Source organism: Flavobacterium defluvii, assembly GCF_900129555.1.
Classification (GTDB): domain Bacteria; phylum Bacteroidota; class Bacteroidia; order Flavobacteriales; family Flavobacteriaceae; genus Flavobacterium; species Flavobacterium defluvii.
The window spans coordinates 130,412-153,029 of record NZ_FQWC01000004.1 but is presented as its reverse complement, the minus strand read 5'-3'; the positions used below and the strand labels follow the sequence as shown (position 1 = coordinate 153,029).

Here is a 22,618-nt window from a genome sequence, read left to right as displayed (position 1 = left end):
ATCAAATTGGTTTTTCAGCATTATTTTTCCACCATTGGGGAAAAACTTTATGACTATCAAAATTAACGATTTCTCCCATATTAGGCGTAATCAACGGAATATGATATTTTTCATTTAAACGTGTAATTTCGTTGAGCGGTTCATTCCATCTGTGTTTGGCCAATGCAAATTTCGAATTATGAACCGGAATCATACTTTTAGCATTTAAATCTTTTGCCGCCTGCAAAGTTTCTTCGGGCAGCATGTGTATATAATGCCACGCTTTGTTATATTGTCCGTTTTCCAAAAGAGCAACATCAATTGGACCAAATCTCTTTCCGATTTCGGCAAAATGCGTATCGTAACCGCCGTCGCCGCTGTAGAAAACTTTCATTGTTGGCGAACTAATTAAATACGAAGCCCACAAAGATTGGTTTTGTGTAAATCCGCGTCCCGATTTATGTCTTGCCGGAAGTGTATGAATCGTGAAATCTTTTCCAACTTTTACAGAATCGTTCCAGTCTTCTTCAATAATTTTATTTTTAGGATATCCCCAGCGTTCAAAATGCGCACCAACGCCCAAACCGCAAATGACAGTTTTAACTTTCTTCTTTAAACCCAAAACAGTTTCATAATCAAGATGATCGTAATGATCGTGAGAAATTAGCAGATAATCAATTTCGGGTAAATCTTGAACATGATACGAATTTGTTCCTGCAAAAACTTTTACACTATTTGGAATCGGCGATGCATTATCACTAAAAATCGGATCAATTAAGAATGTCTTCCCCTCAATTTGTAAAAGGGTAGAAGAATGTCCAAACCAAACCAAAAGGTTTTGATCTTTTGGCAAATGTTTCAAATCTCTTTTTACAGACGGAATTTTGCCTGAAGGTTCTGTTGAAACGGCTTTGTCAAAAATCTGGCTTCGTATTACGCCCCAAAAAGTATAACCGGGAGCAAAAGTTGGCGTGTAAGTATTATTTTGAAATTCTCCATTTTTATAATGAGATGATTTTTCAATTCGTGCCATACTTTCTTCTGATGGTAAACTTCCAAAAGTTGCTTTTTGCATATAAAGCCAAGTACTCAAACCCAAAATCAGAATTAAAATTACGATAACAATGAACATTCGTTTGATGATTTTTAAAATTCGCTTTTTCATTTTAGTTCGCGGCTTTTTTAATGTCAATGGCTTCCAATATTTTTTTAGAGAACCCGAAACGGGCTGTCGCAATCATCGCGCGGCCAATTTCTCTGGTTTCGCAGCCGGTATAAAATAATCCCATAATTGGGTACAGAAACTTAATGTATTTATTAAATCCTTTTAAATGAACTTGCGTTTTATCAGGTTTCATTAATCCTGGGCGGAAATTGTATTGCGCTTTAAAAGGCATTTTTTGCAAAGCATTTTCGGTTTTTCCTTTTACACGCGCCCACATTATTTTTCCGTTTTCAGAACTATCGGTATGTGATCCTGAAATAAAATTGAAAACCAAATTCGGATTTTGGTTGAGTACAACTTCTGCAAAATGAATCGTTGTATCGTACGTAATATAAGTGTATTGCCCTTCGTCAAGTCCCACGCTGCTGATTCCCGCACAATAAAAACAGGCATCATAACCTGAAAGTTTCGTATCGTTGTTTTTCAGCGAAAGAAAATCAGAAACCAGATATTCTGTCAATTTAGGATGCGATTTTCCGCTTGGTTTTCTTCCCACATATAAAACTGATTCTACTTGATTGTTTTCAAGGCATTCTATTAAAACGCCTTCGCCAACCATTCCGGTGGCACCAGTTACAATTACTTTCATCTTTATATATTAAGAGATTTCCATTTTATTAAACTAATTACTGTGGCGGTTATCGCTTCTTCATTGGTACGCGGAGTCCAGCCCAATATTGTTTTTGCTTTTTTGTTGCTCGCATTTCTATTAATGCCAACTAAAGGTAAAATCGCTTTTGCCTGATCATTAAATAATGCAGTCAAACGTATTATAAAGGTAGGCAAAGATTTTGAAGGCGCTTTTTCGGTTACATACGGCATTTTTTCTTTTAGGAATTTTACAATTTCCATTAAAGACATTGTTCCGCCCGAAAGAGCTAAAAATCGCTGGCCTTTTGCTTCCGGTTTTTCCATTGCCAGAATGTGTAATTCGGCAACGTCTCTCACGTCGACAATTCCCAAACTGATATCCGGAATGGCTTTCATCGAACCGTCTAATAATTTTTTAAGCAATTCGAACCCGCTTGATAAATCTTCGTTTAAAGACGGTCCAAAAATTCCCATTGGGTTAATTACTGAAAGCTCCAACGATCCGCCTTCATTTTTCATAAAATTCCAGGCCGCTTTTTCTGCCAGAACTTTAGATTTATTGTAAGTCGAAAGTCCTTTTTCGTTAGGATCTGTCCAGCTTTCCTCAGTAATAAGCGAGTTTTTATCCTTATGACTGTAGCCGACAGCGCCAAAGTTCGACGTCATCACGACACGTTTTACGCCAGCATCTCTTGCGGCTTTTAAAACTCGTAAAGTTCCGTCAACCGCAGGACGTATCATTTCGTCTTCGTCTTTCGGTAATCTTAAAAATATAGGCGAAGCAATGTGCAATACATATTGGCAGTCTGTCATGGCTTCCGGCCAGTTATTATCACTTGTTAAATCGGTTTCAATAAATTCTAATGTACTGAAATCGGTAATGCCGCCGTTTTGCAGCATTTCGTAAATCTTGTCTTTACTTTTTAAAGAACGAACGGTTGTTCGAACCTGATAACCGCGGTTTAGTAATTGCAAAATACTGTGTATGGCAACAAAACCTGTTCCGCCGGTAACTAATACTTTTTGATTTGAATGTATCATCGATTGTATTTTTATAGGGCAAATTTCAGAAGAAAGCCAAGAACTTATTTTGTTGTAAAGTCCAAAGTTATTTTGTTGAGAGGTCCAGAATCCTGAAGTGGAAAAATCAATTGATTTTCTGAAAAAATCTTATATTCGCTATGATTAAAAAGAAAAAGCCATGTCTAAAGAAATAGTTTCATTTAAAAATTTACACGAAACCTATAAAAATATGGGGCTTCCTGTAAATGAAATTACCGACAATGATGGCTTAACAATTAATAATTTAAAAGACCTGCATCCGGAACTGCCGTTTAAATCCATCGGATTCAGACCGGGTTACTTTTCTTTTTTATTTGTAAAAGATGCTAAAGGGAAATACACGACTGATGATGTTTCTTTTAATACAGAACCGGGAACGGTTTATTTTACAAATCCGGGTCACTTTAAATCTTTTGAGTGGAATGAAATTAAAGATGTTTATTTGATAACTATTACAGAGACTTTTTTAAAAGAGAATGTGCACACGAATATCTTTAAGGAGTTTCCTTTTTTATTATCGGAAACGGTATATCCGAGAAATTTGAATGAAACCGCTTTTAAAGAATTCGAAACGATTTATCTTCAAATCGAAAAAGAATTCAAATCAGAATCTTCCATAAAAAATAAAATAATTGGAGGATTTCTGCTTATTCTTCTTCTAAAAATAAAAGAAGCTTTCTGGAATAATTACAATCCAATTTACGAAGGAAATAAAAGTTCGCAAATCGTAAAAAACTTCAAGAAAAACCTTGAACATCATTTTCGAGAATTACTCGACGGAAAAACAGATAAACAGCTTCGGGTAAAAGATTATGCTTTGGCGCAGAATCTTCATGAAAATTACCTCAACAACGTTATTAAAAGTAAAACGGGGAAATCAGTAAGTAACTGGATTTCGGATAAACTGATTACAGAAGCTAAATCGCTTTTAAAAAACTCTACGCTTTCTATTAAAGAAATAGCGTATAAATTGGGTTTCATAGAAACGTCGCATTTTAGTAATTACTTCAAAAAAAACACCAAAACCTCGCCTGAGGAATATAGAAAATCTGCTGATTAAGGGTATGCTTTGAATTTTGCATTTCAATCTGTAATCTTCGCAACAACCCCGTTACATTCTATTTGCAATTTTGTACTGTCGATAATGACATAATACAAAATTCAAATAATCATGAAAAATTTACAAGACAAAGTAGTTTTAATTACAGGTTCATCAAGAGGAATTGGAGCCGCAATTGCTCAAAAAGTTTCTGAGGCCGGAGCCAAAGTTATTATCAATTATGCAGGAAGTAAAGAACCTGCCGAAAAACTGGCTCAGGAAATCAAAGCCAGCGGTGGTCAGGCTATCGCAATCAAAGCAGACGTTAGTAATTCGGCAGAAGTAAAAGCTTTATTTGACGAAAGTATTGCGCATTTTGGCAAAATCGATGTTTTGATTAACAACGCTGGTATTATGATTACCAAATTAATCAAAGATACTACGGATGAAGATTTTGACCGTCACTTCAACATTAATGTAAAAGGAACTTTTAATACCATGCGTGAAGCTGCTGAAAAACTAGCTGATAACGGAAGTATTATCAATTTCTCAACTTCTGTAAATCGAATTATGCTTCCGGGTTACGCCACTTATGTAGCCACAAAATCGGCTGTGGAGCAATTGACAAGAGTTTTTTCTAAAGAAATTGGTTCAAGAGGAATTAATGTAAACTCAGTTTCGCCAGGACCAACAAACACAGAATTGTTCACAAACGGAAAATCTGAAGAAGTTATCGCAAGATTAGCATCATTATCTGCTTTTAACAGAATTGGCGAAACCAATGATATTGCAAATGTTGCAGTGTTTCTTGCTTCTGACGATGCAAAATGGATCAATGCGCAGAATATTGGTGTTAACGGCGGAATGGCTTAATCGTAGAAATTATGAAAACATACATAAACGCTATAATATTAGGATTGTTTGGCGCAGTTGCCGTTACGGTTTCTTTCATGCTGCAATGGCCAACTTGGACGATGTTCCTGGCCTGGGTAAGTTATTATTTATTCGGAAAATCAATTAAAACTTCAATTCCGGTCTTTGTGCAAATCATCTTCGGAATATTGATGGGAGTTGCCATAATGGTTTCAGCTAAATTTTTTGAAACTATAATTGGAGTTGCAGGTTTTCAACTGGCTGTATTTTTATTCATCGGATCATTGGCTTTTTTATCCAAAATAGAAGGTTTAAAAAGTATTCCGGCCTGGTTTATCGGCTTAATAATCATTTTCGGAGTGCATCCTGAACTTGAATTTGCGGCTGTTGCAAGTTTGCTGATTCCAATAATTGCGGGTTTTACATTTGCCTGGTTCAATGATTCATCACTTCAAATCGTATCAAAATCATTCAATAATTAAAATTTAAAAATCATGAAAATATTAAATAATAAAGTTGCATTAATAACAGGTTCTGCCAGAGGTTTAGGAAAAGCTATTGCAGAAAGATATGCATCATTGGGAGCTAATATTGTAATTAATTATTCAAAAGATAAAGCTTCTGCAGATGAAGTAGTTTCAAATATTACGGCAATGGGAGTAAAAGTAATTGCCGTTCAGGCCGATGTTAGCAAAGTTGCCGATATCGAAAGATTATTTGAAGAAGCTATTAAAGCTTTTGGTAAAGTTGATATCGTAGTGGCCAATGCCGGAATCGAAATGGTAGAAACCCCGGTTACTGAATTTACAGAATCTCAGTTTGACAAACTATTTTCTATCAATACAAAAGGTGCTTATTTTACGATGCAGCAAGCGGCCAAAAAAGTAGAAAACAACGGAAGAATCATTTACATTGCTTCGAGTACAACCGCTTTTCCAATTCCGGGAATGGCAATTTATGGCGGAAGTAAAAGCACGCCTAGATATATGGTTGATGTTTTGTCTAAAGAAATCGGCCATAAAGGAATTACGGTAAACAGTATTATTCCGTTTGCGGTAGATCATTCCGGAATTTTTGCTGATGCAGACAGTTATCCTGAACTGAGAAAATCATTAATCGACAGCTGCCCAATGGGAAGATTGGCCGAGGTAGAAGATGTTGCTAATATTGCTGAATTTTTTGCAAGCGATTTATCTTCTTTTGTAAACGGTCAGCATTTGCTTGTAAACGGCGGTGCAAATCAATAATAAATCAAATATTTTAGAAATGGAAAATAATAGAAATTCCTTAAAAGGAAAAAAAGTAGTCATTTTGGGCGGAACTTCTGGTTTAGGATTGGCCACCGCAAAAGAAGCTTCTCAGGAAGGTGCAAATGTGATTATTGTTTCAAGTAATCAAAACAGAATCAATGATGCGCTTAAACAATTATCGACAGAATCTACTGGATTTGTGGTTGATTTAAGTAAAGTAGAAAACATCAAAAACCTGTTTGAAAACATAGGTAATTTTGATCATCTGGTTTACTCAGCAGGCGAGAATTTGAATCTAACTACGCTTGACGGTACTGATATTGAAAACGCAAAGAACTTTTTCACAATTCGTTATTGGGGCGCACTTGCGGCTGTAAAATATGCTTCAAAATATATTAATGAAGGCGGTTCTATTGGGTTAATGAGCGGAATTGCAAGCCAGAGACCCGGTTCAGGATGGGCATTGGCGGCAAGTATCTGCGGCGCAATGGATGGACTTTGCAGAGCTTTGGCGGTAGAACTGGCTCCTATTCGTGTAAATGCCGTTGCGCCGGGTGTTATCAAAACAAACCTTTGGAATAGTATGGACGAGAGTACAAGAGAAGGGTTTTATAAATCGGTTGGCGATTCATTATTGGTAAAACGAGTTGGTAATCCTGAAGAAATTGCTCAGACATTTACTTTTTTAATGAAACAGACATTTGCTACAGGTCAGATTATAACGATCGACGGCGGAACTGTTTTGGTTTAATCTTATTATAAAGTTTTTAAAAAAGTCAGGTTTTGTGTTATTAAAACCTGACTTTTTTATTGGAGTATTTTCAGAATCCTCATTTTGGCTTATTTGTTCCTCATTTCTACTTATTCGCCCGAAAACCTGCGAACTAGTTTTGTATCAAATAATTTTAATGATATAAAAATGAAAAAAACAGTATTAATTACAGGAACTTCTTCTGGTTTTGGACTAGCTGCAGCGCAATTCTTTGCAGAAAATAATTGGAATGTTATTGCCACAATGAGAGATGTAAGTAAAGCAGGAAAACTATTAAACAAGAAAAATGTTTGGGTTGAAAAACTCGATGTCGAAGATATTACTACAATACATTCAGCTATTGAGTCGGGAATTCAACATTTTGGGCGTATTGATGTTATTGTTAATAATGCGGGTTATGGGCTTTTCGGAATTTTTGAAGGAGCTTCAAGAGAAGCAATTCAGGCGCAGTTTAATGTAAATGTATTTGGAGCGATGGATGTCAGCCGTGCGATTCTGCCGCATTTTCGTACTAACAAATCAGGGACTATTATAAATGTGAGTTCAGGAGCAGGAGCAATTGGTTTTCCGATGGCGTCTCTTTACAGCGCTTCAAAATTTGCATTGGAAGGTTTTTCAGAAAGTCTTCGTTATGAATTAGGATCGCTGGGAATTAAAGTTAAAGTAATTGAACCGGGCGGGGCTTTAGAAACTAATTTTCAGGCACGAGTAGGAGGAGAAAGCGGAAATGTTCAGTTTATTGAAGATTATGTTCCGTTTTTAGAACACATTGGAAAGTTATACGGCGGTTTGGAAAATAATGTAGATCATGATGCACTTGAAAAAGTAGTGGCTTCTATTTTTGAAGCAGCAAATGATAATTCAGATCAATTTAGATACACACCTACAAATGATATTAAACTGTTTTTAGATGCTCGACGCAGTTCATCTGAAGAAGAATATAATGCTCTCACAAACAGTATTTTTTCTGGTAAAAGTTAATGACTTCTATCGTAAATTTACATTTTCAGTATTATGATCGATAAATCAATAAAAAAGAACCAGCTGCGTTATTTCAATTCTATTGCAGAATTGACAGATGCTTTGGGTGTGTCAAAACCCTTGCATCCGCTTATTACTTTTTTTAATCATAGTGAAATTTCACCGGCTTCTGATGTTAGAAATTTAGTGGCAAATTTTTATATGGTTTCATATAAAACCAATTTGAAAGGTAAAATGAAATATGGTCAGGGATATTATGATTTTGATGACGGCGGATTGATTTTTGTTTCGCCCAATCAGGCTTTGTCAGTAGTAGATGACAGTGATGAATGTGAAGGGTTTAGTTTGTTCTTTCATCCTGATTTTCTCTTATCGTATCCGTTAAGCAAAAGTATTTCTAAATATGGTTTTTTTGCTTACAACATAAACGAATCACTTCATTTGTCTGATCGTGAACGAGAGAAAATTACAAGTGTTTTTGAAGATATTCATCAGGAATTAAATGCCTCTATCGATGAAATTAGTCAGGATTTAATTATTTCGTATATTGAAGTTTTACTGAATTACAGCAACAGATATTACAAAAGGCAATTCATTACCAGAAAAGTGGTTAACACGACACATGTCGAAAAATTTGAAAATCTTCTGGCTGATTATTTTAATTCGAAAGAATCAATATTGAAAGGATTACCGACAGTAAAATACTTTTCAGATAAATTAAACCTTTCTGCGAGTTACCTCAGCGATATGCTCAGAAGTGCAACGGGATTAAATACACAGCAGCACATTCACTCAAAATTAATTGATATTGCGAAAGAAAAGCTGACTTCAACAAATTTAACGGCTGCCGAAATTGGCTACGAATTAGGTTTTGAACATCCTCAGTCGTTTAATAAATTATTTAAATTAAAAACAGGAATTTCGCCTGTAGAATTTCGTCAAGGTTTAAATTGATTTTATAAAAGACAAAACCCTTAAATGTTAGTATTTAAGGGTTTTGTCTTTTTTGAGAATGTTTTTATTGCACAACATAAGAGCGTTCATCTGCTTCGCAAAGTCTGAAATAACCAAAGGCGTAATTGTCAGCATTATTGGTATTTACAATATTTCCTCGAATGTTTCCCGGAGGAATTGAGAAAGGGTTTGAACTTGAAGCGTCAAGAATTAATTTCCAGTAATTGAAGAAATTTTTAGAAACACCCCTGTGTGTAATTTTTACCGTATTTCCGGTTTTCATATCTTCGTGAGAATATCTTGTGCTTATTTCGTTTCCGTTAAAGAATTCATCATCTGTAATTTCGTATTCAGGATAAATTAAAAATTCACTTTGATAATCAGTCACATAAAAATTCTTTTGATCTGCCGGATCGTTATAATAAAAGGTCAGTTCGATCACATCTTCTCCGCCAAAATCAGGAACAGTTTTTTGCTCAATTTTGTTTATTGGAGTAGCAGAAGTTAATTTTTCTGCTGCGGTATAACTTTGTCCTTCAGCAGTAATAAACAATTTATACTCCATATCAATTACAGGAACAAAATTGGTGCATTTATAAACTCCTGCTTCGGTTTCATTAAAAGTAAAAACATCTCCGTTACTGTTTTCAACTCTTACCTGTGCGCCAGTAACTTTAGGCGTAGAACCGCTGTAATAAGGTGCCGTTTTACTTATTTTTATAGTTTGCTCATTTCCTGTAGTTCCTTTTTTCCAAATAATTTCGGCATCAATTACTAATTTGGTTTCTCCTGTTTCCAGATCAAGGTTAACGACATCTTCGCACGAAACCAAAGAAAATACAAAAAGAAGACTCATTAATGCCATTACTCTGCTTATTATCCTGTTTTTTTTCAATTTATTCATAGCATTAAAATTTAAAATTATAAGAAACCCCAGGTACAATTCCAAAAATTGAAAGTCTTCTGGTTTCATTTGCTCCCGTATCTTCATTAGTTGTGAAAGTCATAGAGGCGGCATTTTTTCTATTGTAAACATTATAAAGACTGAATGTCCAATAGCTTTGCCATCCTTTCTTTTTATCCGGTTTGGGTGTGTAAGTCGCCGCAAGATCTAAGTGATGAAAAAGCGGTAATCTGTTTTCGTTTCTTAAAGAATAATTCGGAACATGAATGCCTCCAATTTCATAATATCCATTCGCATACGTAACCGGATGACCTGATTGTAAAGTGAAGTTTCCGTTAAAAGACCATTTCGGACTAAATTCATAACTTCCTACAATACTTAAATTATGCAGTTTGTCATATCCTGATAAATACCAGTCACCATTTGCAATTCCTGGTTCTTCAGGGGTTCTTCCCGGCGTTTTTTGCTCAGCGCGAGACAAAGTATACGAAATCCATCCGGTAAAAATTCCGGTATTTTTTCTAAACAATAATTCCATTCCGTACGATCTGGCTTTACCGTTTAAAATTACCTGCTCAATATTGTTATTAGCCAAAACATCGGCACCGTCAATATAATCGATACGGTTTTGTACATTTTTATAAAATAATTCAGTTTCTAAAGAATAATCGCCGTCTCTGAAATTTTTAAAATATCCCAATGCATATTGATCCAAAAGCTGAGGTTTAGTAAAAGGCCCGCTTGGCGTCCAGATACTCATTGGAAGCGGAGACTGCGTATTCGATAAAATATGAATGTACTGCGCCATTCTGTTGTAACTTGCTTTTACAGAAGTATTATCATTAAAGGAATAAGACAAAGCGGCTCTTGGTTCAAAATTATTAAAAGTACTGATCGCCTGACCTTTTTTGTAATTTATGGTTCCGTTTGGAGTTCCTTCTTCGTAAATTTTATATAACGGATTATATACAACGGCCTGACCATTTTCGTAGGTATTGATTGGTTCTGGTCCGAAACGATAAAATGAGCTGTAACGCAATCCGTAACGGAAATTCAGTTTCTCTGTAATCTGATTTTCAAAATCAAGATAAGCAGAAGTCTCTAAAGCGTATTTTTTATCCAGCTGTTTGTAATTAAACTGAGAATCTGAACTTGTAGGCTGCACAACTCCCGGATTAAAATTGTAATACAAACCATCAATTCCATGACTGATTTTAAACTTCTCAGACTGCTGATAATTCCAGTTGTATTTCAATCCGTAACTCTGAATATTGCTGTCCCATTTGAAACTCTCAACCGGAATTTCCAGATTAAATCTATACTCGCTGTAAAAAGTAGATAAATTACTGTTTAAACGATCTGAAAATTTATGTTTCCAGCTTAAAATTCCCATTGTACTTCCATACGTACTGGCAAAACGATCATTGATATCAAATACATCATTTCCGAAATAACCTGAAAATGACAACGAATTTTTAGCATCAAAACGATAATTTAATTTGGCATTCAAATCATAAAACATAGCCGAGTTTTGGTTATCAGCCAGTTTCAAAAATAAATGTGCATAAGAACTACGTCCAGAAAGTATAAAAGAACCCTTTTCTTTTTGCAAAGGTCCCTGAACAAGAAGACGGCTCGAAATAATTCCGATTCCTCCATTTACTTTATATTCTTCAAAATCTCCGGTTTGCTGTGTAACATCCAAAACAGAAGAAACACGCCCTCCAAATTTAGACGGAATTCCTCCTTTGTATAAATCAAGACCGTTTACGATATCAGCATTAAAAATCGAGAAAAAACCAAACATGTGCGAATCGGCATAAACAGGAGCGCCGTCTAAAAGAATTAAATTTTGATCGGCAGCACCTCCGCGGACATTAAAACCCGATGAAGCTTCTCCTGCATTGGTTACTCCGGGTAAAGTTAAGATTGATTTTAAAGGATCTGGCTCGCCCATCGCAACCGGAATTCTTTTAATTTCCTGCATTGTAAGCCTGTTAACACTCATTTGAGTGGCCTTAATATCAACAGTTTTATTATTGGTAATAATAACTTGTTCTAATTCCTGACTATCTGCATCCATGTTGAAATTGATTCTCGTATCATCAGAAATCTTAACATGCTCTTCCTGATTTTTAAAACCAACATAACTTATTAAAACAGTATAACTTCCGTTTGGGATTTCAAGGCTGAATTTTCCATTGATGTCTGTTACAGCGCCAACTTCAAGTTCTTTAATAAACACATTGGCGCCAATAACAGGCTGTTTTGTATCATCAAAAATTTGTCCTGTTAACTTGCTTTTTTTTTTCGAAGTTTTAGCAGAAGATTGGGATTTCTGTTTCACAAAAATATTATTGCCAGCAATAGAAAATTGTACAGGCGCAATTTTGTTAAGTTCAGAGATAAGTTTCTCAATTTCGATTTGCTTATAGGTGCTTTTCTTTGTAAAATACTTTTGGCTTGTATCGATTTGATCTGTAAAAGCAAATTTAAAATCAGTTTGATTTTCTATTTGTTTAAAGAATTCTTTTAGGGTTATGTTTTGATCTACAGTTACTGTAACGTTTTGGGCAGACATACATAAACTGAATAAAAAAAAGCATGCCGAAATTATATGCTTCATGAAATTTTGTATTTTTGAATATTATTAAATGGAATAACCTCGTGTTATCCTGAATATGAGGAGGATGTGGAGTTTCGCGGCTTACATCCTTTTTCTTTTCCTATTGGAAAGTAATCTGTTTTAAATTTTCATTTATTTCAAAGTTTAGGTTATACATTTCTGATATTAATTGTACAATTGTTTTTAAATCTTCTTTTTTATTGATTCGAATCGTAATTTTCTGATTCAGATAATCCTGTGGAATTACTACTTTATAGCCATAATTCTCTTCGATATATTTGCCTATAACAGCCAGTTTTTCATTTTCAAAATCTATAAATCGGTTAAATTCTTCAACAGATGCTGTTTGGTTTGCATAAATGAATTTTTCACCAGGTTTCAAGACCCATTTTTGATCCTGACCTTTTATATTCATCTGCACACTTCCTTCAAAAAGTTCAACTGTCACTTTTTCGTCTTCAGTTTCATTTACTATAAAAGAAGTTCCTAAAACAGTAGTTGTTGTTTCGTTGCAAAAAACCTGAAACGGATGCTGTTTATCTTTTGTAACTTTAAAATAAACCAAACCATCGACTTCTATTTTTCTGTTTAAAGCAAAATTATCTCCGTAAATAATTTTAGCATTCGGACTCAATTCTACTTTTGAACTATCTGGCAAGACAACATATTTTATTTTTGAAGTCTGGTTTTCGATTACATTTTTTGCTACCACAAGATGAGTTTCGGATAAAGGCTCATTATTAAAATAAATTCCAGTTCCGATAAGCACAAAAAGTAAAACGGCCGCTGCGGCAGCGTAACGCCACGGTTTAAACATTCGTTTTTTGGAAGCAAAAGCTTTAGAACGAAATTCTTCCCACGAAGCTTCTTTTGTATTCTCTGAATTCGAATGTGGGGTTTCATTCCAGATTTTTTTTAATTCCTCTTCCAGTTTTTCTTTATCCATGACCTTTCGGTATTAAAGTTTTTTACAATAAAATCCTTGTTTATTAAAAACACCATAAACCATTTCCTGGATTTCTCTATTGGTTTCGATTTTTAAAATTCTTTCGCGATTTTTAAAATCAAAATTTATGATACAATCAGAAATAATAAACTGTAAAAGAGCCACAATATAACTTGCGTCCTTTTTAGTTCTGATATTCGTTTTATAAGCTTCAATGTGCATTTTTTGTTCTTGTTTTAGATATAACAAACGAGAACAAAAAAGTTCCTAATGGTTTTCGATTTTTTTTCGAATAAATTTACTGGCGAGATAAATGTGATTGGCAATCGTCTTTTCAGAAAGGTCTGTGATTTCTGCAATCTCCTTATAGCTAAGGTTTTCCAGTTTGTGTAAAGTAAATATTTTTTGCTGCTGTTCAGGAAGCTGAATAATAAAATTTTGTAACTTTTCTTTTCTTTCCTCAAAAATTCCTGAATCAGTTTCTTCGTCTAAGATTTCAGCCTGCGAAGGATTAAGTTGTACTATTTTATTTTCTCTGTTGACGTGATTGATAAGAATGTTTTTGCAAATGGTAAACAACTGCTTATCAAACAAAACATCTTCGTTTAGTAATTCACGTTTATTATACAATCGTAAAAGGCTTTCCTGAACAAAATCTTCTGGGGTAAGTACGGTAAGATTAAATCGTTTTGCAATATTTATCAGTTTATCGTAGTAAGTGAAGTAAACCTTTTTGAAGGCAGCTTCATTTCCTTTTTTTAAACTTAAAATAAACTTTTTATTGTCCATAACGAAAAATATCGCTGCTAGTTTTATCTAGTCAAAACTCATTGAGTCTAATATTATTGTATTCAAAAATGAAGGGCTTCAAATTTTGAATGTAATAAGTTACAAAGTACAGTAATTTAATTTTAACGTTAGACGCTCTAGCTAAAAAATGTTACAACAAAGGGAGGATTATTTTATATAAAATAAAAAAAGCGCCTTAGAGACGCTTTTCAGATTGTTTTTGTTTGAAAAATTATTTTAAATCAAAACGATCCAGATTCATAACTTTAGTCCATACAGTTACAAAATCGTTCAGAAATTTTTCTTTGGCATCGCTGCTGGCGTAAACTTCGGCAATAGCTCTTAATTCAGAGTTAGAACCAAAAACAAGATCAGCACGAGTTCCAATCCATTTAAGCTGGCCGCTTGTACGATCACTTCCAGAATAAAGTTCTTTATCATCTGATAAAGCTTTCCACTCTGTACTCATATCAAGCAGGTTTACAAAGAAATCATTAGTAAGCTGCCCAGGACGATTGGTAAATACACCATTTTTAGAACCGTCGGTATTGATTTCTAATACTCTTAAACCGCCTAAAAGTACAGTCAGTTCTGGCGCTGTAAGCGTTAACAAATGCGCTTTATCTATTAAAAGCTCTTCTGTAAAAACAGGAGATTTTGTTTTGCGATAATTGCGGAACCCGTCTGCTTTTGGTTCAAGATAACCAACAGATTCAATATCGGTTTGTTCCTGAGAAGCATCCATACGCCCCGGTGAAAAAGGAACACTAATTGAACTTCCGGCTTTTTCTGCCGCAATTTCTATTCCTGTTGAACCCGCCAAAACTATTAAATCGGCAAGCGAAACTTTTTTACCGTTATTAGCATTATTAAATTCTGTTTGAATTTGTTCTAGTTTAGCCAATACTTCTTTAAGCTGTGCAGGATTGTTAACTTCCCAGTCTTTTTGAGGAGCTAATCTAATACGTGAACCATTTGCTCCGCCTCGTTTATCAGAGCCTCTAAAAGTAGAAGCAGAAGCCCAGGCAGTAGAAACCAGTTGAGATACGCTTAAGCCTGAAGCTTTAATTTTTGATTTTAACTGAGCTGCATCATTGGCATCTATTAAGGCATGATTTACTTCTGGTATTGGGTCTTGCCATAATAATTCTTCCTGTGGTACATCTGCTCCCAGATAACGAGCGCGAGGTCCCATGTCACGATGTGTCAGTTTAAACCAGGCACGTGCAAAAGCATCTGCAAATTCATCTGGATTTTCAAGAAAACGACGTGATATTTTTTCATAAACAGGATCTAATCGTAATGATAAGTCTGTTGTAAGCATGGTTGGGAGATGTTTTTTAGAAGAATCGTAAGCATCCGGAATAATAGCTTCAGCATTTTTTGCTACCCATTGATGTGCACCAGCCGGACTTTTTGTAAGTTCCCATTCGTATTCAAAAAGATTTTCAAAGAAATTATTGCTCCACTGTGTAGGTGTTTTAGTCCAGATAACTTCCAGACCGCTGGTGATGGCATCTGCACCTTTACCTGAACCGTATTTGTTATTCCAGCCAAAACCCTGCATTTCTAAATCTGATGCTTCCGGTTCTTTACCAACATTATCTGATGATGCAGCACCGTGTGTTTTTCCAAAAGTATGCCCTCCGGCAATAAGTGCTACAGTTTCTTCATCATTCATGGCCATACGTCCAAATGTATCACGAATATCTCTGGCAGCCGCTATTGGGTCAGGATTACCGTCCGGACCTTCAGGATTTACATAAATAAGTCCCATTTGTACAGCTGCTAAAGGTTTTTCAAGATTTCTTGAATGAATATCTCCGTCTGCATCATCATCAGAAGAAACTACACCATGATCTTTAGGAACACCAGGAGAGCCTTTTCCATAACGGTCATCGCCGCCAAGCCATGTAGTTTCAGATCCCCAGTAAACAGCTTCATCTGGTTCCCATACATCTTCACGTCCTCCGGCAAAACCAAAAGTTTTAAAGCCCATAGATTCCAGAGCAACATTTCCTGTAAGTATCATCAAATCTGCCCAAGAGATTTTTTTACCATATTTTTGTTTGATTGGCCATAATAATCGGCGTGCTTTGTCAAGACTTACGTTGTCCGGCCAGCTGTTAAGCGGCGCAAAACGCTGTTGTCCGGCACCTGCGCCTCCGCGTCCGTCATCTACACGATAAGTTCCGGCACTATGCCATGCCATACGAATAAATAATCCTCCATAATGTCCAAAATCTGCTGGCCACCAGTCCTGCGAATCAGTCATAAGGGCATGAAGATCTTTTTTTACTGCTTCAAGATCCAGACTTTTAAAAGCTTCAGCATAATTGAAATCTTTATCCATAGGATCTGATTTTGGAGAATGCTGTCTTAGAATATTTACTTTTAACTGGTTTGGCCACCAATCACGATTTTTTGTGCCTCCTCCCGGTGTATTATTCAATTTGCCGTTGTGGAAGGGACATTTGCTGATGTCATCATTTGTGTTACCCATAAGTAGAGGTTTTTAAATTAGTAAACTTGAATTTTGCTTCTTTCAAATTTACGGATTAACAAAAAAGATACTGATTCAATCGGATATTAAATGCGTCTTGTGGTATAGATAAAAACTATTGTTTTGAAAATATCAATCGAATTTATATTGTGCCTAAAATAGTTTTAGAAATAAAAAAGCACCACTTAAAAAGTGATGCTTATATATTAAGATTTTGAAAGATCTTTTTATTTATTCTGCTCCAAATTGTCAATGTCTGAAATCTGGTCTAATATATTAGTCTGGTTGGGTGAAATATAGTTTTTTACTTCAGGAGCAGTTTCTTTTTTAAAAAGGAGATCCAAGGCTGTGTAAAGTTTTAATAAAACATCTTTATCTTCTTTTTTAATGTCTAAAGCTGAATTAAAATTAAAAACATAATTGTTCGAATTGCGTACTTCTACTTTTATCGTTTTTGATGTGATCTTAAATTTAACTATATCCATTTGTTTACAAATTACTAGTGTGCAAGATACTATTTTTAATGGTGGTTAAATAAAATGTAAACCATAAATTTTGTATAATTACAAACTTTTATAAATAAAAAAACATCACTTTATGAAGTGATGTTTTTTACCTTGTAGCGAGGACGGGAGTTGAACCCGTGACCTCAGGGTTATGAATCCTGCGCTCTAACCAACTGAGCTACCTCGCCTCGACTGCTATCATGATATTCCTGATTGCGGGTGCAAAGATAGAAATAATATTAAAGCGTACAAGTATAAATTGAAGAAAAAAAAATATTTTTAAAAACGCATTGTTTTTGGACATATATTCTTATATTTCGAAAAAATTAAAAGTAGCACATGGATTCAAAAATACGTTACGAAATCGAGTTTCCGATCAATTCTTCGCCACAATTATTGTATCAATATATATCAACTCCGTCAGGTTTATCAGAATGGTTTGCTGACAATGTTAATTCAAGAGGTGAATTTTTTACTTTCATCTGGAATGATTCGCAGGAAAAAGCACGTCTTGCATCAAAAAAAACAGGCGAAAAAGTAAAATTCAAATGGGTTGATGAAAGTAGTAAGGATACTGAATACTTTTTTGAACTTCATATTTTAGTTGATGAATTGACTAAAGATGTATCATTAATGGTAGTAGATTTCGCTGAAAAAGAAGAAGTAGGAGAGGCTAAACAATTGTGGGAGAATCAAATCTCAGACCTAAAACATCTTATAGGTTCTGTTTAGTAAAAGTCTATTTTATGCCTTATATTTGCCCTGAACAAAATTCAGGGTTTTTTTATGATCAATTTTAACGGAAACATTGCACAAGAAGAAAATTTACTCACACAAAATCGTGCGTTTTTATACGGAGATGGCGTTTTTGAAACGGTAAAAATTATTAATAATAAAGTCTTGTTTCTTGAAGATCATTATTTTAGACTAATGGCTTCGATGCGAGTTGTTAGAATGGAAATTCCAATGAATTTTACAATGGAATATTTCGAAGAACAGATTTTAAAACTTGTTCAGGAAAAAAATATTGCTCAATCGGCAAGAGCCAGAATAACCGTTTATAGAAATGATGGCGGTTTGTATCTGCCAAAAACAAATGATATTTCGTTTTTAATTCACGCAACACTACTTGAAAATACTTTATACACTTTAAACACGAATGAATACGAAGTTGATTTGTACAAAGACTTTTATGTAACAAAACAATTATTGTCGTCTATTAAAACGACAAATAAAATGATAAATATTACGGGAAGTATTTTTGCTCACGAGAACGGACTTGCAAATTGTATTTTATTGAATGATACCAAAAACGTAGTAGAAGCTTTGCAAGGAAATTTATTTATGGTTTTGGGTAAAAAACTAATTACGCCATCGATATCTGAAGGTTGTTTAAACGGAATTATGCGCAAACAGATTTTAGCATTAGCTAAGAAAGTAGAAGGCATAGAAGTAATCGAAGAGATAATTTCGCCTTTTGATCTTCAAAAAGCAGACGAATTATTTCTTACAAATGTAATCACAGGGATACAGCCGATAAGTAAATATCGAAAAAAAGAGTTTACAAGTAATCTGGCTCATTTATTAGTGCAGAAGCTAAATGAAACCCTACCTGAAAATTAATTCAGATACGGGTTTTCAGGTGCATTTGACCAAATGACATAATCACCGCCAAGTTCGATAATCTGCTCTTTCCAAAAATGGGTAGTAGATTTTCCAATAATCTTGTTTTTGTAATTATTATCGGCAATGATCCAGGAGTTTCCCTGCATTTCATTTTCAAGCTGGTTTTCATCCCAACCGGTATAACCTAAGAAAAAACGAATATTGTTCTTATTGATCGATCCGTCGTTTATTAAGTCTTTGGTTGATTCAAAATCTCCTCCCCAATAAATTCCGTTTGAAATCTCGACACTATTCGGGATTAAGTCTGGAATATTATGAATGAAGTACAGATTGTCTTGTTCAACTGGGCCTCCGTTGTATATTTTGAAGTTGGCATCAATTTCAGGTATTAAGTCATTAATTGTATATTTTAACGGCTTATTGATGATAAAACCTATTGATCCTTCCTTGTTATGGTCTGCTAATAAAATTACCGATCTGTTAAAAGATAAATCCCCAATTATAGAAGGCTCGGCAATAAGCAGGTGTCCTTTTTTTAATTTTTCTGAAATCATACGGCTACAATTTTTATTAAATTTAATCATAAAATTTTTAAAATCACAAAAAAAATCGTTAAACCGCATAAAAAAACCCTCCATAAGGAGGGTTTTAATTATATTATTTAGTTTAGAGAACTTTCTTACTTAGTTCACTGCACCTTCTAATTCAGCTCCAGCTTTGAATTTTACTACATTTTTAGCAGCAATTTTGATAGTTTTTCCTGTTTGAGGATTTCTACCGTCTCTAGCAGCTCTCGCAGATACTGACCAAGATCCGAAACCTACTAATGAAATTCTTCCGCCTTTTTTCAAAGTAGTTCCTACATTTCCTAAAAATGACTCTAAAGCTAATTTTGCCGCAGCTTTTGTAATTCCTGCATCAGCAGCGATAGCATCGATTAATTCTGATTTGTTCATAATAATTAGTTATTAATTGTTGGTTAAAAAAAATTGTTAATACACAAATTTAGTAGGAAATCCGTTGCGTGCAAGTGTTTTCTCTAATTTTAGCAATAATTGTTGATAACTTGCTTTTTTTGTTCATAAAGCTTGTTATTCATCGATCAAAAACAGGTAGAAACCCCTGTTTTACTGACGTTAATAGACCTTTGCGCTATCAGAAAAAGTTATTCCGTTTAATAATTCGGCTACCTGCATTCTCTTTTTTCCTGGTAATTGTAAACTTAATAACTGTATGAAGCCGTCTTTTATTGCAATTTTAATTTCTTTTTTATTACTCAATAAACTCCCGGCCTCATAAGAATGAGCATCTGAAATGAATTTGGCTTCGTAAATTTTAATGTTTAATTCTTCATTTTTATCTTTCAAAAAACACCATGCAGCCGGATACGGACTTAAACCGCGAATTAAATTGTTGATTTCATTTCCTGATTTTGTCCAGTCAATTTTGCAATTCTCCTTATTTAATTTGTAAGCCGTTTTGATATCGTCATTATCTTCCTGAATTGTTGTAGTAACATTTCCTGCTTCGATAACTTTTAAAGTATCGATAACCGTTGTACTTCCTAAATTCATTAAACGATCGTGTAATTGTCCGGCATTTTCTCCTGGTTCAATCGCAATTTCAGAATTTAAAATCATCGCTCCCGTATCAATTTTATCATCAATAAAGAAAGTAGTGACTCCGGTTTTGGTCTCGCCATTTATAATAGCCCAGTTAATAGGAGCAGCACCACGGTAATTTGGAAGCAGAGAAGCGTGAAGGTTAAAAGTCCCTAAAGCAGGCATTTCCCAAACTACTTTTGGCAGCATTCTAAACGCAACGACAACTTGCAGATTTGCATTCAGAGCTTTCAACTCTCCTAAAAAACTTTCATCTTTTAAATTTGTTGGCTGCAGCAATGTAAGATTGTTTGCAAGTGCATATTCTTTTACTGCCGAATATTTTATTTTTTGCCCGCGTCCCGCTGGTTTGTCTGCAGCTGTAATAACACCGACAACTTCGTAGTCGTTTTTAATAATGGTATCCAGAATGCCAACGGCAAACTCTGGAGTTCCCATAAATATAATTCGTAATTTTTCCATTATGATTTTAAAGCGTATTTATTGTTTGCCAGAATGACAATATGATTGTTTTCGAGTAATTCCTGAAGAACAGAAAGTACATCTTTTGTGTCTGATTTTATTTGATTTTGAATTTCACGCGAAGTTAATGCAGTTGCTTTTAATAAGTGCAGAATTTTATCAGCAATTGAATCGGCTTCTGTGATTTTTCCTTTTTGTGTAATACAATACGAGCAAACGCCGCAGTTTTCTTTTGTTTCTTCTCCAAAATAATCCAGAACCAATCTGTTTTTACAGGTTTTGTCTTCTTTTATATAATAAAGTACAGACGAAAGCTGATCGCGTTTTAATTTATTTTGTTTTTCGAGATATTTTGAAACTCGGTTTATGGTTAAATCATCTTCGCGGACTTCATTAAACAAAATGGTTGCGTCGTTGTTTTTGGATTTGTATTCAATAATATTTTTTTCTTTTAGTTTTTCTAAAAGAGCCGTAACCTGTTCTTCAGTATGATTTGATTTTTTTGCTATTAGCGAAAGATTGAGCGGTGTTTTCATTTCGTGAACTCCGGGATATGTTCTTAAAATAGCAAGAATAATTTCTTCATCATTCGGATTCAGACTCATATATCGAATCACTTCTTTTGATTCGATTAAAAACTGCATCGTAACTTTTTCCGAAAATTCCTGAGACATCGTAATGATTCCCTGTTGATTTAAAAACTGTAGAGCATTATAGGTTTTCAAAGTAGGAAAATCGTATTTATTGCAAAAATGATTCATTTTAAAAGAATACGATTCATCAATACCTTCGCCGTAAGCTATCTGAAAATAATTACATAATTTAACGTACATCGTTTTCAGGAACTTTTTATCAGGAAGAACACTTATAAACTGCTGTTCTGTTTGGTTTGCATCTGAATTATTATACAATAAAACCGAAAATGCTTTTTCACCATTTCGTCCCGCACGCCCGGATTCCTGGTAATAGTTTTCTAAGTTTTCGGGCAATTGCGTATGAATAACTGTTTTAACATTGTCTTTGTCAATTCCCATTCCAAACGCATTTGTAGCTACTATAACCTGTGCTTGTTCTGACATCCACAACTGCATATTTTTATCTTTTTCCTGAGCCGAAAGTCCGCCGTGATAGTATGTTGCTCTAAATCCTAACGATTGCAATTGCGTTGATATATTAAGGCATGATTTTCTATTTCGTACATATATAATAGACGGCTGCGGATTTTTTTTCAAAATCTGCTCAACTCGGTACAATTTATCTTCGACTTCAAAAACCATGTAGGCAATATTTTTTCTTTCGAAAGACTGCTGGAAAAGTTTGGTATCTTTTAATCCTAGTTCGGTTTTAATATCTTCAACAACTCTTGGAGTCGCTGTTGCAGTCAAAGCTAAAAAAGGAATTTTAGGAAAGTATTTTTTAAGTTCTGAAATTTTTAAATAAGCCGGTCGAAAATCGTGACCCCATTGCGAAACACAATGCGCTTCGTCGATAGCGATTAAATTTATAGGAAGATTTTTAATGCGTTCTAAAATCCAGTCTGATTGTAAACGCTCCGGAGAAAGATAAAGGAATTTGTAGTTTCCAAATTGACAGTTATCAAGAAGATCAATAATTTCTTCTGTATGAATTCCGCCTGTAAGCGCAATCGCTTTAATATCTCTTTTTTGCAGGTTCGCCACCTGATCTTTCATTAAAGCAATTAAAGGCGAAATTACAAGGCAGATTCCTTCTCGCATCATGGCCGGAACCTGAAAACAAATTGATTTTCCGCCTCCGGTTGGCAGCAGTGCAAAAGTATCCTGACCTTCTAAAACGGAATCAATGATTTCTTTTTGCAGTGGTCTAAAACTGGTATGTTTCCAGTATTTAAAAAGAATTTCCTGTGCGTCCTGCATGACCTGTGTTTTA

At 34.6% G+C, this 22,618-nt stretch carries 23 protein-coding genes and 1 tRNA gene; 9 read left to right on the top strand and 15 right to left on the bottom strand.

Annotation, left to right across the window (positions count from 1 at the left end; genetic code table 11):
- Position 1: 1 nt before the first annotated feature.
- From BUC29_RS11090 to BUC29_RS11080, 3 genes are read right to left on the bottom strand one after another with little or no spacing between them, the layout of a single operon-like run.
- A complete protein-coding gene (locus BUC29_RS11090; RefSeq protein ID WP_073416245.1) occupies positions 2–1,144 on the bottom strand; it encodes an MBL fold metallo-hydrolase in 1,143 nt (380 codons plus the stop codon).
- A 1-nt stretch (position 1,145) separates the two neighbouring features.
- Positions 1,146–1,793: an NAD-dependent epimerase/dehydratase family protein gene (locus BUC29_RS11085; protein ID WP_084538627.1), complete on the bottom strand. Its 648-nt coding sequence runs from the start codon at positions 1,791–1,793 to the stop codon at positions 1,146–1,148.
- Positions 1,794–1,795: 2 nt separating this feature from the next.
- The gene (locus BUC29_RS11080; protein WP_073416243.1) at positions 1,796–2,836 is read right to left on the bottom strand and encodes an SDR family oxidoreductase; all 1,041 of its coding nucleotides are present in this window, start codon (positions 2,834–2,836) and stop codon (positions 1,796–1,798) included.
- Positions 2,837–2,996: 160 nt separating this feature from the next.
- On the opposite strand from BUC29_RS11080, the gene BUC29_RS11075 reads away from it, so the two are divergent.
- From BUC29_RS11075 to BUC29_RS11045, 7 genes are all read left to right on the top strand, one after another.
- Positions 2,997–3,917 (top strand): helix-turn-helix domain-containing protein, encoded by a 921-nt coding sequence (locus tag BUC29_RS11075; RefSeq protein ID WP_073416242.1) that lies wholly within the window; start codon positions 2,997–2,999, stop codon positions 3,915–3,917.
- Positions 3,918–4,028: 111 nt separating this feature from the next.
- Entirely contained in the window at positions 4,029–4,769 is a 741-nt protein-coding gene (locus BUC29_RS11070) for an SDR family oxidoreductase (RefSeq protein WP_073416241.1), read from the top strand.
- Positions 4,770–4,780: 11 nt separating this feature from the next.
- Entirely contained in the window at positions 4,781–5,251 is a 471-nt protein-coding gene (locus BUC29_RS11065) for a DUF1097 domain-containing protein (RefSeq protein ID WP_073416240.1), read from the top strand.
- A 12-nt stretch (positions 5,252–5,263) separates the two neighbouring features.
- Positions 5,264–6,016 (top strand): SDR family oxidoreductase, encoded by a 753-nt coding sequence (locus BUC29_RS11060; protein WP_073416239.1) that lies wholly within the window; start codon positions 5,264–5,266, stop codon positions 6,014–6,016.
- Positions 6,017–6,035: 19 nt separating this feature from the next.
- On the top strand, positions 6,036–6,770 hold the full coding sequence (locus BUC29_RS11055) for an SDR family oxidoreductase (protein ID WP_073416432.1): 735 nt from the start codon (positions 6,036–6,038) through the stop codon (positions 6,768–6,770).
- 168 nt (positions 6,771–6,938) lie between these two features.
- On the top strand, positions 6,939–7,772 hold the full coding sequence (locus tag BUC29_RS11050; protein ID WP_073416238.1) for an SDR family oxidoreductase: 834 nt from the start codon (positions 6,939–6,941) through the stop codon (positions 7,770–7,772).
- A 33-nt stretch (positions 7,773–7,805) separates the two neighbouring features.
- Positions 7,806–8,726, top strand: coding sequence for a helix-turn-helix domain-containing protein (locus tag BUC29_RS11045; protein WP_073416237.1), 921 nt, complete (start codon positions 7,806–7,808; stop codon positions 8,724–8,726).
- 64 nt (positions 8,727–8,790) lie between these two features.
- Here BUC29_RS11045 and BUC29_RS11040 read toward each other — a convergent pair whose 3' ends face one another.
- The 8 genes from BUC29_RS11040 to BUC29_RS11005 form a co-directional block, all read right to left on the bottom strand.
- The gene (locus BUC29_RS11040) at positions 8,791–9,630 is read right to left on the bottom strand and encodes a DUF4249 domain-containing protein (protein WP_073416431.1); all 840 of its coding nucleotides are present in this window, start codon (positions 9,628–9,630) and stop codon (positions 8,791–8,793) included.
- A gap of 4 nt (positions 9,631–9,634) precedes the next feature.
- Complete coding sequence (locus tag BUC29_RS11035) at positions 9,635–12,256, bottom strand: TonB-dependent receptor (RefSeq protein WP_073416236.1); 2,622 nt, start codon at positions 12,254–12,256, stop codon at positions 9,635–9,637.
- Between the two features lie 100 nt (positions 12,257–12,356).
- Positions 12,357–13,202: a FecR family protein gene (locus tag BUC29_RS11030; RefSeq protein WP_073416235.1), complete on the bottom strand. Its 846-nt coding sequence runs from the start codon at positions 13,200–13,202 to the stop codon at positions 12,357–12,359.
- A 12-nt stretch (positions 13,203–13,214) separates the two neighbouring features.
- Positions 13,215–13,424: a hypothetical protein gene (locus BUC29_RS11025; protein ID WP_073416234.1), complete on the bottom strand. Its 210-nt coding sequence runs from the start codon at positions 13,422–13,424 to the stop codon at positions 13,215–13,217.
- A 45-nt stretch (positions 13,425–13,469) separates the two neighbouring features.
- Complete coding sequence (locus BUC29_RS11020; RefSeq protein ID WP_073416233.1) at positions 13,470–13,991, bottom strand: RNA polymerase sigma factor; 522 nt, start codon at positions 13,989–13,991, stop codon at positions 13,470–13,472.
- Between the two features lie 232 nt (positions 13,992–14,223).
- Positions 14,224–16,494: a catalase/peroxidase HPI gene (gene katG / locus BUC29_RS11015; protein ID WP_073416224.1), complete on the bottom strand. Its 2,271-nt coding sequence runs from the start codon at positions 16,492–16,494 to the stop codon at positions 14,224–14,226.
- A 227-nt stretch (positions 16,495–16,721) separates the two neighbouring features.
- Entirely contained in the window at positions 16,722–16,979 is a 258-nt protein-coding gene (locus BUC29_RS11010; protein WP_073416223.1) for a hypothetical protein, read from the bottom strand.
- A 135-nt stretch (positions 16,980–17,114) separates the two neighbouring features.
- Positions 17,115–17,188: transfer RNA gene (locus BUC29_RS11005), tRNA-Met, on the bottom strand.
- Positions 17,189–17,339: 151 nt separating this feature from the next.
- On the opposite strand from BUC29_RS11005, the gene BUC29_RS11000 reads away from it, so the two are divergent.
- Together BUC29_RS11000 and BUC29_RS10995 are read left to right on the top strand one after the other, a co-directional pair.
- Positions 17,340–17,732, top strand: coding sequence for an START-like domain-containing protein (locus BUC29_RS11000; protein WP_026727620.1), 393 nt, complete (start codon positions 17,340–17,342; stop codon positions 17,730–17,732).
- A 54-nt stretch (positions 17,733–17,786) separates the two neighbouring features.
- Positions 17,787–18,623, top strand: a complete 837-nt coding sequence (locus tag BUC29_RS10995) for an aminotransferase class IV (RefSeq protein ID WP_073416221.1) — start codon at positions 17,787–17,789, stop codon at positions 18,621–18,623.
- Here the strand turns inward: BUC29_RS10995 and BUC29_RS10990 are convergent.
- The 4 genes from BUC29_RS10990 to BUC29_RS10975 all read right to left on the bottom strand — a co-directional run bounded on the left by BUC29_RS10990 (position 18,620) and on the right by BUC29_RS10975 (position 22,605).
- Positions 18,620–19,180: a YqgE/AlgH family protein gene (locus BUC29_RS10990; RefSeq protein WP_073416430.1), complete on the bottom strand. Its 561-nt coding sequence runs from the start codon at positions 19,178–19,180 to the stop codon at positions 18,620–18,622. The genes BUC29_RS10995 and BUC29_RS10990 overlap by 4 nt on opposite strands.
- Positions 19,181–19,309: 129 nt before the next feature.
- A complete protein-coding gene (locus tag BUC29_RS10985; RefSeq protein WP_012022249.1) occupies positions 19,310–19,582 on the bottom strand; it encodes an HU family DNA-binding protein in 273 nt (90 codons plus the stop codon).
- A gap of 180 nt (positions 19,583–19,762) precedes the next feature.
- Complete coding sequence (gene fmt / locus BUC29_RS10980; protein ID WP_073416219.1) at positions 19,763–20,710, bottom strand: methionyl-tRNA formyltransferase; 948 nt, start codon at positions 20,708–20,710, stop codon at positions 19,763–19,765.
- The gene (locus BUC29_RS10975) at positions 20,710–22,605 is read right to left on the bottom strand and encodes a RecQ family ATP-dependent DNA helicase (RefSeq protein WP_073416217.1); all 1,896 of its coding nucleotides are present in this window, start codon (positions 22,603–22,605) and stop codon (positions 20,710–20,712) included. The genes fmt and BUC29_RS10975 overlap by 1 nt, the downstream gene beginning before the upstream one ends.
- Positions 22,606–22,618 lie beyond the last annotated feature (13 nt).